Source organism: Lonsdalea quercina subsp. quercina, assembly GCF_000688695.1.
In the GTDB taxonomy this organism is placed as follows: Bacteria; Pseudomonadota; Gammaproteobacteria; order Enterobacterales; family Enterobacteriaceae; genus Lonsdalea; species Lonsdalea quercina_D.
The window spans coordinates 87,815-102,845 of record NZ_JIBQ01000004.1 but is presented as its reverse complement, the minus strand read 5'-3'; the positions used below and the strand labels follow the sequence as shown (position 1 = coordinate 102,845).

The following is a 15,031-nucleotide window of genomic DNA, read 5'->3' as shown; positions in this document are numbered from 1 at the left end:
ATGACTACAATGTGCCTGTGCCGCCGTCCGCACACCATACCTGACCAGAGGTGTAGCTGGCTTCCGCCGAAGCCAGCGTGACATACAGCGGCGCAATTTCCACCGGCTGCCCCGGACGCCCCATCGGCGAACTGGCGGCAAACTGCTGCACCATCTCCATCGGCTGACCGCCGCTCGACTGCAGCGCCGTCCAGTAGGGTCCTGGCGCGACCGCGTTGACACGGATCCCTTTGCCGGTGATCTGTTTCGCCAGCGCCTTGGTGAACGCCACATTGCAAGCCTTGGTCTGCGCATAATCCAACAGGATCGCGCTGGGGTTGAAGGCCTGTACCGAGGTCGTATTGATAATCGCCGAGCCGGGTTTCATATGCTGCAACGCCGCTTTGCTGATCCAGAACGGCGCGTAGACATTGGTTTTGAACGTGGCGTCGAACGCTTCGGTCGTCAGCTGCGCAATAGACTCCACGTACTGCTGGCGCCCTGCGTTATTAACCAGAATGTCCAGCCCGCCCAGCTTATGCACCGCCTCGTCCACCAGTTTGCGGCAGAACGCTTCGTCGCGAATATCGCCCGGTATCGCCACGGCCGTGCGGCCTTCGGCGCGAATAAGGTCAATGACCTCTTTTGCATCAGACTCTTCTTCGGGCAGATAGTTGATCGCCACATCCGCCCCTTCACGCGCATAGGCGATCGCTACCGCGCGGCCAATACCGGAGTCTCCGCCGGTCACCAGCGCTTTTCGACCCTCAAGTCGGCCCGAGCCGCGGTAACTTTTCTCACCGTGATCCGGCAGCGGCTGCATTTTACTCGCTAGCCCCGGCGGGGTTTGCGGCTGGCTGGGAAACGGGGGCTTGGGGTAGGCATCGACCGGATTTTTGCCGGTTAAAGCGGGACGTGAAGACTGACCTTCTTTCTCATGCGAAGCCATACTTATCTCCTGATAAAGGATGTTCGGACGGATAAAAAACACTCACCCGCACACGTTGGGGTCACCCTTTAAGCGTAGACGCTAAATGCGTCTTTTTCAGGAAAGGTAGTCGTTTATGCTACCGAATACAGGTTCAACACAATGAAATATCAATAAAAAACGGGCCAATCGGCATAACCGATCGGCCCGCTTATCGCCTTTCTAAATGAAAGGGAGTTATTGGCTGATTTTAGCGTGCATTTCCTGCACCGACGTCACCTGCTCGGTCGGGTCGGCATTCAGCGACATCGCCGTGGCGAATCCCCCGTTCATGGTAGTGTCGTAGTGCACTTTGTATTGCAGCGCGCTGCGGCGGATCAGCTTGGAGTCCTCAATCGCCTGACGACCGGCCGTGGTATTCACGATATAGGCGTACTCGCCGTTCTTGATGCGATCCTGAATGTGCGGACGCCCTTCGTGCACCTTGTTAACCAGACGCGGATTGATGCCCGCCTCGCCCAGCACCACCGCGGTGCCGTGAGTCGCATCCAGCTCAAACCCGTGCTTCAGCAGCTTGGCCGCCAGGTCCACGACGCGGCCTTTGTCGCCCTCGCGGACCGACAGCAGCGCGCGGCCGTTTTTCTTCATCGCGGAGCTACTGCCCAGCATGGCTTTGGCGAACGCCTCCGCAAACGTGCGGCCCACGCCCATGACTTCGCCGGTCGAACGCATTTCCGGCCCCAAAATAGGGTCGACGCCCGGGAATTTATTGAACGGCAGCACCACTTCTTTCACCGAGTAGTACGGCGGGATCACTTCTTTGGTCACGCCCTGCTCAGCCAGCGATTTGCCGGCCATCACGCGGGCCGCCACTTTTGCCAGCGGCACACCGGTGGCCTTGGAGACAAACGGCACGGTACGCGCCGCACGCGGGTTTACCTCAATCAGGTACACTTCGTTGTTCTTCACCGCGAACTGCACGTTCATCAGTCCGCGTACCGCCAGTTCGAACGCCAGTTTTTCCACCTGCTGACGCATCACATTCTGAATCTCTTGGCTCAGGGTGTAAGCCGGCAGCGAACACGCGGAGTCACCGGAGTGCACGCCGGCCTGTTCGATATGTTCCATAATGCCGCCGATCAGCACCTGTTCACCGTCACAGATGGCGTCCACGTCCACTTCCACCGCATCATCCAGGAAGCGGTCCAGCAGCACCGGCGCGTCGTTGGAGACGCTCACCGCCGTCTGAAAGTAACGGCGCAGGTCCGTTTCGTCGTAGACGATTTCCATCGCACGACCGCCCAGAACATAAGAAGGACGCACCACCAGCGGATAGCCGAGGCCCGCGGCTTTTTCCACCGCCTGTTCGATGGCGACGACCGTGGCGTTCGCCGGCTGTTTCAGACCCAGACGTTCGACCGCCTGCTGGAAACGTTCGCGGTCTTCCGCGCGGTCAATGGCATCCGGGCTGGTACCAATCACCGGTACACCGGCTGCTTCCAGTTCCCGCGCCAGTTTCAGCGGCGTCTGACCGCCGTACTGGACGATCACGCCTTTCGGTTTTTCGATACGGACGATTTCCAGCACGTCTTCCAGCGTAACCGGCTCGAAATAGAGGCGGTCGGACGTGTCGTAGTCCGTGGAGACGGTTTCCGGGTTGCAGTTGACCATAATGGTTTCGTAGCCGTCTTCCCGCAGCGCCAGCGAAGCATGTACGCAGCAGTAGTCGAACTCGATACCCTGGCCGATACGGTTCGGCCCGCCGCCCAGCACCATGATTTTATCGCGGTCGGCATTTGGGTTGGCCTCGCACTCGTCTTCATACGTGGAGTAGAGGTAGGCAGTATCGGTCGAGAATTCGGCGGCGCAGGTATCCACGCGTTTGTAAACCGGGTGCAGGTTGTACTTGTCGCGCAGCTTGCGGATTTCCCCTTCGGAAACGCCCGCCAAGGTCGCCAGACGCGCATCGGCAAACCCTTTGCGCTTCAGCATGCGTAAGAAGTCCGGCGTCAGGCTGTTTGCGCCCTCTTCCGCCACCTGCTCTTCCAGACGCACCAGCTCTTCAATCTGCACCAGGAACCAGCGGTCGATATTCGTCAGGTTGAAAACGCCGTCTACCGACATTCCGGCGCGGAAAGCATCGGCCAGATACCAGATGCGATCGCCGCCCGCGTCTTTCAGCTCCCGGCGAATGGTGGTCAGCGCCTCGGGATCGTCCAGATCCACTTTCGGATCAAAACCGGTCGCGCCCACTTCAAGTCCGCGCAGCGCTTTCTGCAACGACTCCTGCTGTGTGCGGCCGATCGCCATCACTTCGCCCACCGACTTCATCTGCGTCGTCAGGCGGTCGTTGGAGCCCGCGAATTTTTCAAAGTTGAAGCGCGGGATCTTGGTGACGACATAGTCGATAGACGGCTCGAAAGACGCGGGCGTGCGTCCGCCGGTGATATCGTTCATCAGTTCGTCCAGCGTGTAGCCCACCGCCAGCTTCGCGGCGATCTTCGCAATCGGGAAGCCGGTTGCCTTGGAGGCCAGCGCCGAGGAACGGGAGACGCGCGGGTTCATCTCGATGACGATGAGACGACCGTTTTTCGGGTTTACCGAGAACTGGACGTTGGAACCGCCGGTCTCAACGCCGATTTCACGCAACACCGCCATCGAGGCGTTACGCATGATCTGGTACTCCTTGTCCGTCAGCGTTTGCGCCGGGGCAACGGTGATGGAGTCGCCGGTATGGATCCCCATCGCGTCCAGGTTTTCGATAGAGCAGACGATGATGCAGTTATCGTTTTTGTCCCGCACCACTTCCATCTCATACTCTTTCCAGCCAATCAGCGACTCATCGATTAGCAGCTCGTTGGTCGGCGAGAGGTCCAGACCGCGGGTACAAATCTCTTCGAACTCTTCACGGTTGTAGGCAATGCCGCCGCCGGTGCCGCCCATTGTAAAGGAGGGGCGGATAATGCAGGGAAAGCCGACATCGGCGGCGACGGCCAGCGCTTCTTCCATCGAGTGCGCAATGCCGGAACGGGCGGTATCCAGCCCGATTTTCTTCATGGCGATATCGAAACGACGGCGGTCTTCGGCTTTGTCGATGGCATCGGCGGTCGCGCCGATCATCGTGACGCCGAACTCTTCCAGCACGCCACGGCGCTCCAGCTCCAGCGCGCAGTTCAGCGCCGTCTGGCCGCCCATCGTCGGCAGCACCGCATCCGGCCGCTCCTTATCGATGATTTTGCGCACGACTTCCCAGTGAATCGGCTCGATATAGGTGGCGTCCGCCATCTCCGGGTCGGTCATGATCGTCGCCGGGTTGGAGTTCACCAGAATGACGCGGTAGCCCTCTTCGCGCAGCGCCTTGCATGCCTGCGCGCCAGAGTAGTCGAACTCGCACGCCTGACCGATGACGATCGGGCCGGCGCCCAGAATGAGGATACTTTTTATGTCGGTACGTTTTGGCATTTCTCGCTCCTGAGAACCCGCTTACTCGCCGCCGTCCGAGGAAGATGCCCCGGCGCGGCGCGACTAAGCGTCTTCTGATTATTGGGTATTACGGTAAGACTCAATCAGCTCGATAAAGTGGTCAAACAGCGGCGCGGCGTCGTGCGGACCCGGGCTGGCTTCCGGGTGTCCCTGGAAGCTGAAAGCCGGTTTATCGGTTCGGTGAATGCCTTGCAGGGAACCGTCGAACAACGATTTGTGCGTGACGCGCAAATTCGCCGGCAGCGTGGCTTCGTCTACCGCAAAGCCGTGGTTCTGAGCGGTGATCATCACGCGGTCCGCGTCCAGATCTTTCACCGGATGGTTGCCGCCGTGGTGGCCGAATTTCATTTTGATGGTGTCGGCGCCGCTGGCCAAGGCCAGCAGCTGGTGGCCTAAGCAAATGCCGAAGATCGGGATCTCGGTGTCCAGCAGGGTTTTGATGGCGTCGATGGCATAGTCGCAGGGTGCCGGGTCGCCGGGACCGTTGGACAGAAACACGCCGTCCGGACGAAGTTTCAACACGTCTTCAGCCGAAGTCTGAGCTGGCACGACGGTCAGACGGCAGCCGCGGTCGACCAGCATGCGCAGGATGTTGCGCTTGGCGCCGTAGTCGTAGGCCACCACGTGATAAGGCAGCTCGCTTTCGTCTTTCGCCGTCGGCAGATCGCCCTGCAGCGTCCAGCTCCCCTGACGCCATTCGTAGCTGGCGGTGGTCGTCACCTCTTTCGCCAAATCCATACCTTTCAGGCCCGGGAATGACTGCGCTTTTTCCAACGCCAGCGCGCCATCCGGCGCATCGCCCACAATAATGCAGCCGTTCTGCGCGCCTTTCTCCCTCAGCAGACGCGTCAACTTGCGGGTATCGATATCCGCAATCGCCACAATATTGTTGCGCTGGAGGTAGTTTGAGAGAGTTTCCTGGCTGCGGTAGTTACTGGCAATGAGGGGGAGGTCGCGAATAATCAGGCCTTGTGCCTGAATGGATGAGGATTCTTCGTCGCTGGCGTTAACGCCGACATTACCAATGTGGGGATACGTAAGAGTGACAATCTGGCGGGAATAGGAAGGATCAGTGAGGATTTCTTGATAACCGGTCATCGACGTATTGAAGACCACTTCCCCCACGGCCGATCCCTCTGCCCCAATGGCCCGACCGTGGAATTGGGTTCCGTCTTCCAGAACCAATAGCGCTGACTTAATCAAAACACCCTCCAAGGAATAAACAATCACGTTATTTGCATATTAATTCAGATTCGCCGATCTAAATCAATGCAAAAACCACCTGTAAGGTAAATTTTCGGCAAATTGGGCGCATTTTAATGACGGCCCGGTCAATTGTCCATCCAAAACAGGGTTTTTTCTTGTATTTATACGTATCCAGTCAATAATCCTGGTCGACAGCCATAAAAACACACATAAAATGGCATAAGAAAACGGTTGCCAATCGAGATGACCGAAAAGGTGATTGAGATAGCATCAATCGCGTCAAACGGGGCAACCCAAAGTCTAAAAAGGGCCTCAAGGGGAATAAAAAATAGAAATTAGATCAATCTAAAACGAAAACAGATAAAAAACCTTTATTTTCACACTAAAATTAAAAATGACACCCAAAGGTGTCATTTAAATCATTCACTTGCAAAATAACTCAATTCAAAAAAATCATAAATCATCGAGACCCAGCACATCTTTCATATCATAAAGACCAGATTTATGAGCACTTAACCATATTGCTGCTCTCACTGCGCCATTTGCAAAGGTCATCCGACTTGAAGCCTTGTGGGTTATCTCTACACGCTCACCGATATCTGCAAACATGGCGGTGTGCTCACCGACGATATCGCCCGCTCGAACGGTCGCGAAACCGATGCTTTTCGGGTCTCGCTCGCCGGTGTAGCCTTCACGCGCATAGACCGCACAGCTTTTGAGATCGCGCCCCAAAGCACCAGCGATAGACTCGCCCATAGCCAGCGCCGTACCCGAAGGCGCGTCCACTTTATGGCGATGATGCGCTTCGATAATTTCAATGTCCGTGTAATCGCCCATGACCTTCGCCGCCTTCTCCAGCAGCTTCAGCATCACATTCACGCCTACGCTGAAGTTGGCGGCGAAAACGATCCCTATCTCATCGGACGCCTCGGATATTGCGGCTTTGCCCGCATCATCGAAGCCCGTCGTGCCGATAATCATGGATTTAGCGTGCTGGCGACAGAACGCCAGATGCGCCAATGTGCCTTCGGGACGTGTGAAATCGATTAAAACGTCGAAGTCGTCCTTCACGGCATCGAGGGAGTCAGAAACAACCACATTCCGTTTTCCCAGCCCAGCCAGTTCTCCGGCATCGCTGCCGACCAGCGTAGACCCTGCTCGCTCCAGCGCTGCACCCAGTTCCGCGCCGTCGACGTGATCAACCGCCTGTATTAGCTGACGCCCCATGCGTCCGCCAGCACCGGCAATCGCAATACGGATTGATGAATCCTTCATGTCTTCTCTCTCTTATTCATGTCATGCATAAAAAATGCATTCAGGGTAACGAAACCGGGCGGAAGAAAGTGAATAGATTTGCCGACCGGTAAAAATAAGCACGCATCCCGTCTCTGTGACCCGCGCCACCGCTCGCTGGGGGGACTAAGACGCCATTTTCGCGGTGATAAAGGTGTCATGCAGGCTCATCACTATAACGCATAAACATGCAGTTTCAACGCAGGGAAATATTTTTGGGAAGGAGGAAACGACAGCGCCGAACGGGCTGTCGTTCTGTCAGATCGTTAGTCGACCTGTTTAACTTCAACGCGCAGCTCTTTCGGCACTTCGAAAACGATGTTTTCCTCGCGTCCAACCATCTCATGCGCCACTTCGCCGCCCAGCGACCGGAGACGCTGTACGACTTCCTGCACCAGCACGTCGGGCGCCGATGCGCCGGCGGTGACGCCTACGCAGGCCGTATTCTTGAACCAGGCTTCCTGAATATCGTCCGCCGAGTCAATAAGATAAGAGCGTTTGCCGACGCGCTGCGCCAGCTCCGCCAGACGGTTTGAGTTGGAGGAGTTTTTCGAGCCGACCACCAGCACGACGTCCGCTTCGCCTGACAAATGTCGCACGGCTTCCTGTCGGTTGGTTGTCGCATAGCAGATGTCGTCCTTACGCGGCCCGATAATCTTCGGAAAACGCTCCCTCAGGGCATCAATCACCGCATAGGTGTCGTCCACGGACAAGGTGGTTTGCGTCATGAAGCATAGCTTGTCTTCATGCTTCACCTGCAGCGCGAACACGTCTTCCGGGCTTTCGACCAGATACATCCCACCCTCAGGGTTGTTGTACTGCCCCATGGTGCCTTCCACTTCGGGATGCCCCGCGTGGCCGATCAGAATCGCCTCCATCCCTTTCCGGCTGGCGCGCGCGACTTCCATATGCACCTTGGTGACCAACGGACAGGTGGCGTCGAACACGCTCAAGTCGCGGCTTTTGGCTTCTGCCCGTACCGCCTGTGAAACGCCGTGCGCTGAGAAAATCAGGATCGCGCCGTCCGGCACTTCATCGATCTGCTCGATAAAAATAGCGCCGCGCTCACGCAGGCCGTTAACGACGAAACGGTTATGCACCACCTCGTGACGAACGTAAATCGGCGCGCCGTAGATCTCCAGCGCCCGTTCCACGATGCTGATGGCGCGGTCGACGCCTGCGCAGAACCCGCGGGGGTTAGCCAGCAAGATTTTCATGCTTCTCCTCCTGTAACGGGGGATCGATAGCCTGCACGTCGATGTCGAACGTGATGGTATGTCCGGCCAGCGGATGGTTGAAATCGACGGTGACGGACTCTTCCGCCACTTCCTGAATAATGCCCGGCATATCCTGACCGCCAATGCCGCTGAACAACATGATCGTTCCTACGTCGGGCACGCCGGTTTCGGCGAAGTCGCGTCGCAGGAAGAACTGTATCAAATCGGGATTGGCGTCGCCGAAAGCAGACTCGGGCGGCAGGCTGAAACGACGTTTATCGCCCGCCTGTAGCCCCAGTAGATGCTGCTCCAGCTCGGGTGACAAACTGCCGTTACCCAGCTGGAACAGCGCCGGTTTTCCGCTGCGCTGAGTGCTTTCCGCCACAGAGCCGTCTTCCAGCGTCAACGTGAAATGCACCCATACGGCACTGTGGTTCTGAACACGGTCAGACATGCGTTATTTACCTTCGGCTTTTTTCTTCTCAGAGGACACGAAAAAGCCTTCCAACACAATCAGCAATGCTCCGATACAGATGCCCGCATCGGCGATATTAAAGATGGGGTAATGCCAGTCATTGATATAGAAATCAACAAAGTCAATAACATAGCCATGAACCAACCGATCGGTCAGGTTACCCACCGCGCCGCCGATAATCATGGCGTAAGCGATGTTGTTCAGCTTCTGGCTGGCGCTGGAGCGGTACATCATGACCAGCAGAGCTGCGGTAATCGCCAGCGCGATCACCGCAAAGAACCAACGTTGCCAGCCATCTTTATCGGCCAGGAAGCTGAACGCCGCGCCAGGATTATGGGCATAGGTCAGATTAAAGAATGGGATCAGCGGCAGCGACTCGCCCAACTGAAAGTGGGACATGACCCACTGCTTGCTACCCAGATCGACTACCAGCACTACCAGCGCCAGCCAAAGCCAGCGCAGTCCCGTTGATTTCATAGAGTGTCTCATTAGACGAATTTACGCACTTCGCCCGCACCACCGACGTTGGTAGCACAGCGACCGCACACTTCAGGATGCTCGGAGTCCGTGCCGATATCCGTTTCAAAATGCCAGCAGCGCGGGCATTTCTCGCCGTCAGCCTTATCAAGGACAATTTTCAGCCCTGATAATTCCGTCTGCTGCGCATCCGCAGGCGCATCGTCGTATGACGCGATGGTGGCCTTCGAGGTCAGCAGCGCGAAATGCAGCTCCGGCTGCAGCTGATTCAGCTTCTCAGTCAGTGCGCTATCCGCATACAGGGTGACGGCGGCTTCCAGAGAACCACGGATGTGTTTGTCGTTACGCGCCTGCTCGATCACCTTGTTCACTTCGCTGCGGATTTGCAGCATGTCGGCCCAGAAAGCCTCATTCATGCTTTCTTCACCGTCAAGCCCGAACAGGCCGTCATACCACTCTTCGGTAAAGACGTACTGCGCGCGTTCGCCTGGCAGGTAAGCCCAGATCTCATCAGCCGTAAAGGAGAGGATCGGCGCCATCCAGCGCACCAGCGCTTCGGCGATGTGGAACAGGGCCGTCTGACAGCTGCGGCGCGCGACGCTGTCGCTCTTGGCGGTGTACTGACGATCTTTGATGATATCGAGATAGAACGATCCCATTTCGATCGAGCAGAACTGCATCAGACGCTGAACTACGCGGTGGAAGTCGTAGTTTTCGTACGCGTCCAGAATCTCTTCCTGCGCGGCTTTCGCGCAACCGACCGCCCAGCGATCGAGCACGACCATATCCTGAGGCGCCACGCTGTGCTGCGCCGGATCGAAACCGTTCAGGTTGGCCAGCAGGAAGCGCGCGGTGTTACGAATACGGCGGTAGGCGTCGGCGGAACGTTTCAGGATTTCATCGGACACCGCGATTTCACCGGAGTAGTCGGTGGAGCCGATCCACAGGCGCAGAATGTCGGCGCCCAGTTTGTCCATCACGTCCTGCGGGCTGACCGTGTTGCCGATGGACTTGGACATTTTGCGACCCTGTCCATCCACGGTGAAGCCGTGCGTCAGTACCTGACGATACGGCGCTTTACCCTTGATGGCAGTCGAGATCATCAGCGAAGACATGAACCAGCCGCGATGCTGGTCGGAGCCTTCCAGATACATGTCTGCCGCGTGGCCGCCAAATTCCGGGCGCACGTCGACGACTGACGCATGGGTGGAACCGGAGTCAAACCACACGTCCAGCGTATCAGGCACTTTGACGTAGTTGGCGGCGTCTTCGCCCAGCAGCTCCGCCGGGTCCAGATCCCACCATGCCTGAATGCCATCCTGCTCAACGCGTTTAGCGACGGCTTCCATCAGTTCCACGGTACGCGGGTGCAGCTCTTCGGTCTCTTTGTGCACGAACAGCGACATCGGCACACCCCAGGTGCGCTGACGGGAAATACACCAATCTGGGCGATTCGCGACCATGGTTTCGATACGCGCCTGGCCCCAGTCTGGGATCCACTGCACGTCTTTGATTTCTGACAGCGACTGCTGACGCAGCCCTTTCTGATCCATGCTGATGAACCACTGCGGGGTCGCGCGGAAGATAATCGGCGTTTTGTGACGCCAGCAGCAAGGATAGCTGTGCAGCAGTTTTTCAACGTGCAGCAGCACGCCGCGCTCGCGCAGCATCTCAACGACGGTGTCGTTAGCTTTGAAGACGAACAGGCCGTCCAGCCCCGGGAACGTGCCCGGCAGATAGCAGCCATCCGGTCCCACGGGGTTGGCGATTTCCAACTGATATTTCTGACTGATGACATAGTCGTCTGGACCGTGTCCGCCCGCGGTATGGACGGCACCCGTACCGGCATCCAGCGTGACGTGTTCGCCCAGAATAGCCGGGACATCGAAGCCCATGAACGGGTGATTGAAGCGCAGCAGTTCGAGCGCGTTACCCTGGCATTCGCCCAGCACTTTCCATCCGGCAACGCCCAGACGCTGCATGACGCTTTCGACCAAATCCGCCGCCAAAATCAGCGCCTGACCGTCCACCTGCACCAGTTGGTAAATAAATTCCGCATTCAGAGAGATAGCGCGGTTAGCCGGCAGGGTCCACGGGGTCGTGGTCCAAATCACCAGGGAGATGGCGCCCTCTACCGCATCGGCAGAGACGCCGAACTTCGCCGCTACGGCGGAACGGTCGACCGCGCTGAAAGCGACATCAATAGAAGGAGAGGTTTTGTCATAGTATTCGACTTCCGCTTCCGCCAGTGCGGAACCGCAGTCGGCACACCAGTGAACCGGCTTGGCGCCCTTGTGCAGGTGCCCGTTGGCGATGATCTTGCCCAGCGCGCGGATGATGTTGGCTTCGGTGTCGAAGTCCATCGTCAGATAAGGATGATCCCACTCGCCCAGCACGCCCAGTCGAATGAAGTCTTTTTTCTGGCCGGCGACCTGCTCTGCCGCGTACTTACGGCACTCCTGACGGAACTCTGCCGCGCTGACTTTTTCGCCCGGCTTGCCGACCAATTGCTCAACTTTCAGTTCGATAGGCAGGCCGTGGCAATCCCAGCCCGGAACATAGGGAGAGTCGTAGCCGGAAAGCCCTTTGGACTTGATAATAATGTCTTTAAGAATCTTGTTAACCGAGTGACCAATGTGAATGTTGCCGTTGGCGTACGGGGGGCCATCGTGCAGGATAAAGGTTTTCTTACCTTGCTTGGCGCTACGAATAATCCCGTACAGATCCTGATCGTACCAACGTTTCAGCATATCGGGTTCGCGCTTGGCGAGATCGCCACGCATCGGGAACCCTGTTTCCGGCAAATTCAGGGTAGTTTTATAGTCACTCATTAGATTCTCGATTTCGTTTTCGGCTAGAAAAATTAAACCGGTGCCTTTAGCCCAAAGAATTCACGGGCTGCCACCTCATCATTAGCGATCTGCTGCTTCAGCGCATCAAGCGAAGCAAACCGCTGTTCATTACGTAGTTTTTTGCGCATGACCACTTCTATATGGCGGCCATACAGATCCAGCGTGACGTCAAACAAATGCACTTCCAACTGCTGACGTTTGTCGCCGGTGATTGTCGGGCGCGTTCCGATGTTGGCCACGCCGGGAATAGGCTCATCGCCCAGCCCATAGACGCTTACGGCGTACACGCCGCTGACCGGCGATACCTTGCGTTTCAACGGCACATTCGCCGTCGGGAAACCTATCGTGCGACCGAGCGCATTACCATGCACCACGCGCCCAGAAATACTGAACGGGTGACCTAATAGCGCTTCGGCCTGTGCCAAATCGTCTTGGCTGAGCGCTTCCCGCACCGCGGTGCTGCTCACTCGCTTTCCACCGTTGCAGAACGAATCGGTGCTGATGACCTCAAAGTCCAGCTCAACGCCCGCTTTCTGTAATAACAGGAAATCCCCTTTGCGACCAGCGCCAAAGCGGAAGTCATCCCCCACCACCAGGAATTTAACGCCCAGCTTGTTCACCAGCAGATCGGAAATAAAGGCATGGGCATCGTGGGCGGCGAAGGCCGCGTCGAACTTCACGCACAGCAGGTAATCGACGCCAGCCTGCGACAGATATTTCACCTTATCGCGCAACCGGGTCAGTCGGGCGGGCGCGTTTTCGCCGCCGAACAGCTCTTGCGGCTGGGGTTCAAAAATCATGACCATCACAGGCAGTCCGCGCTTCTGCCCTTCCTGTTTCAGGCGTTCGAGCAGCACATGATGCCCGCGGTGGACACCGTCAAAGTTACCAATAGTAAGCACACAGCCATGATGGTGTGCCTGAAGATTGTGTATACCGCGTATTAGCTGCATAACTGGCTCAAAACAGTGGAAATCGGCGGATTATACCTTGTACAACGAGTAAGGTTAACCCGAGATGCGTGCCTTTTATCGCCAGCCCTGCTGATTTTCGCGCTGGTCGAGAGTCAAAAAAGCGCAAAAACGCCGCCTGGGATGACGGCATCTCACGGCCAATAAGGCATGTGGTTGTCAAGATCAGTCGGTTAACACGAGTTGCGCGTTTTAATACCGATTTATGGCGTGAAAGGCTGTATTCCCCGACGTGAAGCTGTTAAAATCCTGCGCCATCACAACGTAACAAGCGCTGACGTACAAACGGCGCTTATTTGCACAAATCCATTGACAAAAGAAGGCTAACCGGGCATATTCCTCGGCCTTTGAATTGTCCTCGATAGAATATATTTGGGAGTTGGACCTTGGCTAATATCAAATCAGCTAAGAAACGCGCCGTACAGTCTGAAAAGCGTCGCAAGCATAACGCAAGCCGTCGCTCCATGATGCGCACTTTCATCAAGAAAGTATACGCGGCGATCGCCACTGGCGATAAAGAAGCAGCACTGAAAGCGTTTAATGAAATGCAACCGATCGTGGATCGTCAGGCTAGCAAAGGCCTGATTCACAAGAACAAGGCTGCACGTCATAAGTCAAACCTGATCGCACAGATCAACGCTTTGCAATAATCGCGTTCTCGCGAACATTGCTAGAAAAAACCGGCTTAGGCCGGTTTTTTTATGTCTAAAAATCCTGAAAATTTAAACTTTTATATTATTTTACAGATAGTTAACATGAACCCCTAAGGGTTCGCCAGCGCCGTTAATCACCGCGATCGTCTTCCCTCATCCGATGCCTACAGCGCCTGGCGACACATCACTCTTCTCTCGGCACCGGCGTATGAACCGGCACGGCAGGCAGCACAATACGCAAAGCGATAAAACCAAACGCGCCGGCCGCCAATGAGCTCATCAGGATCGCGAGCTTGGCATACAGTACCGTCGCCGCATCCGCTTTGCCGCCGAAAGAGAGCAGCGTGATGAAAATGGACATCGTGAAGCCGATGCCGCACAGCACCGATACCGCGCTGAGCTGACGAAAGTTCACGCCCGCCGGTAACGTCGCCAGCCGCAGAGCGATTACCCCTCCGCTAAACAACATAATCCCCAGCGGTTTTCCTATCAGCAAACCGGCGGCGATGCCCACCGTGAGCGGCGAAAGCATCTGTCCGGCATCAACGCCTTGTAGCGCGATACCCGCGTTGGCGAATGCGAATAGCGGGATAATCAGAAATGCGACCCAGCCGCTCAGCCGGTGTTCCAGCGCGGTCGCAGGCGACGGCCGCCCGGCCGGCGCGCGCAGCGGGATCAGGAATCCAACCACAACTCCCGCCAGCGTGGCATGCACGCCCGACAGCAGAACGCAAAGCCACATAACGGCGCCCACCAGTAAATACGCAGGCGTATTCATCACCTGCCGCCAATTCATATACGCCAGAATCGTCGCCGATAACGCCGCCCCCAACAACGCCACCCCATGCAGTTGCTGTGTGTAGAACAGCGCGATCACCAGAATCGCCCCCAGATCGTCAATGATCGCCAGCGCCAGCAGGAACACTTTCAGCCCCAGCGGCACCCGTTTGCCCAGCAATACCAGAATCCCGACGGCGAAGGCGATGTCCGTCGCCGTCGGAATGGCCCACCCCACCCGGGTATGCGTCTCGGTGGCATTGATCGCCAGATAGATCAGCGCGGGGACCACCATGCCTCCCAGAGCGGCCGCTACGGGTAACAGCGCCTGACGACGGCTGGCCAATGCGCCAACCATCAGCTCGCGTTTTACCTCAAGCCCCACCATCAAAAAAAACAGCGTCATCAGGCCATCGTTAATCGCGTGCAGCAGCGAGGCATGAATATTCATCCCACCCACCGTGACGTCGAGCGGCGTAGTCAGCACCTTGTCATATCCCATTGCCGTCAGCGGAATATTCGCCATCAGCAACGCCAACAACGTTGCCGCAATCAGCGTTATTCCCGCCGCCGCATCCAGCCGGGCAAACCGGCGCAATAGCCTCATCATCAGGACATTCTCTCTCAAACGAAATCAGCACACCGTCTTCTAGTGATGTCAGGAAGTCGGAAATCAGCCCATACACTCGTTGAAAATGCCTCAATATTCAACAAAAACCG

11 protein-coding genes are annotated in these 15,031 nt (G+C 56.8%); 1 reads left to right on the top strand and 10 read right to left on the bottom strand.

Going from position 1 to position 15,031, the window contains the following annotated elements; genetic code table 11:
• Positions 1-4: 4 nt before the first annotated feature.
• The 9 genes from SB13_RS03780 to ribF all read right to left on the bottom strand — a co-directional run bounded on the left by SB13_RS03780 (position 5) and on the right by ribF (position 12,863).
• Entirely contained in the window at positions 5-928 is a 924-nt protein-coding gene (locus SB13_RS03780; protein ID WP_026739069.1) for an SDR family oxidoreductase, read from the bottom strand.
• A 216-nt stretch (positions 929-1,144) separates the two neighbouring features.
• Entirely contained in the window at positions 1,145-4,369 is a 3,225-nt protein-coding gene (gene carB / locus SB13_RS03775) for a carbamoyl-phosphate synthase large subunit (RefSeq protein WP_026739068.1), read from the bottom strand.
• A 78-nt stretch (positions 4,370-4,447) separates the two neighbouring features.
• Entirely contained in the window at positions 4,448-5,593 is a 1,146-nt protein-coding gene (gene carA, locus SB13_RS03770; RefSeq protein WP_026739067.1) for a glutamine-hydrolyzing carbamoyl-phosphate synthase small subunit, read from the bottom strand.
• Positions 5,594-6,049: 456 nt separating this feature from the next.
• The gene (gene dapB, locus SB13_RS03765) at positions 6,050-6,871 is read right to left on the bottom strand and encodes a 4-hydroxy-tetrahydrodipicolinate reductase (RefSeq protein ID WP_026739066.1); all 822 of its coding nucleotides are present in this window, start codon (positions 6,869-6,871) and stop codon (positions 6,050-6,052) included.
• A gap of 284 nt (positions 6,872-7,155) precedes the next feature.
• On the bottom strand, positions 7,156-8,106 hold the full coding sequence (gene ispH, locus SB13_RS03760; RefSeq protein WP_026739065.1) for a 4-hydroxy-3-methylbut-2-enyl diphosphate reductase: 951 nt from the start codon (positions 8,104-8,106) through the stop codon (positions 7,156-7,158).
• Positions 8,087-8,560, bottom strand: coding sequence for an FKBP-type peptidyl-prolyl cis-trans isomerase (fkpB, locus tag SB13_RS03755; RefSeq protein WP_026739064.1), 474 nt, complete (start codon positions 8,558-8,560; stop codon positions 8,087-8,089). The genes ispH and fkpB overlap by 20 nt, the downstream gene beginning before the upstream one ends.
• Before the next feature lie 3 nt (positions 8,561-8,563).
• Positions 8,564-9,058 (bottom strand): signal peptidase II, encoded by a 495-nt coding sequence (gene lspA / locus SB13_RS03750; RefSeq protein ID WP_394296361.1) that lies wholly within the window; start codon positions 9,056-9,058, stop codon positions 8,564-8,566.
• Between the two features lie 11 nt (positions 9,059-9,069).
• A complete protein-coding gene (gene ileS, locus SB13_RS03745; RefSeq protein ID WP_026739062.1) occupies positions 9,070-11,889 on the bottom strand; it encodes an isoleucine--tRNA ligase in 2,820 nt (939 codons plus the stop codon).
• Between the two features lie 32 nt (positions 11,890-11,921).
• Complete coding sequence (gene ribF / locus SB13_RS03740; RefSeq protein ID WP_026739061.1) at positions 11,922-12,863, bottom strand: bifunctional riboflavin kinase/FAD synthetase; 942 nt, start codon at positions 12,861-12,863, stop codon at positions 11,922-11,924.
• Between the two features lie 404 nt (positions 12,864-13,267).
• Between ribF and rpsT the strand changes: the two genes are divergently transcribed.
• Positions 13,268-13,531: a 30S ribosomal protein S20 gene (gene rpsT / locus SB13_RS03735; protein ID WP_026739060.1), complete on the top strand. Its 264-nt coding sequence runs from the start codon at positions 13,268-13,270 to the stop codon at positions 13,529-13,531.
• Between the two features lie 187 nt (positions 13,532-13,718).
• Here the strand turns inward: rpsT and nhaA are convergent, their stop codons facing one another.
• Positions 13,719-14,921: a Na+/H+ antiporter NhaA gene (gene nhaA / locus SB13_RS03730; protein WP_026739059.1), complete on the bottom strand. Its 1,203-nt coding sequence runs from the start codon at positions 14,919-14,921 to the stop codon at positions 13,719-13,721.
• Positions 14,922-15,031 lie beyond the last annotated feature (110 nt).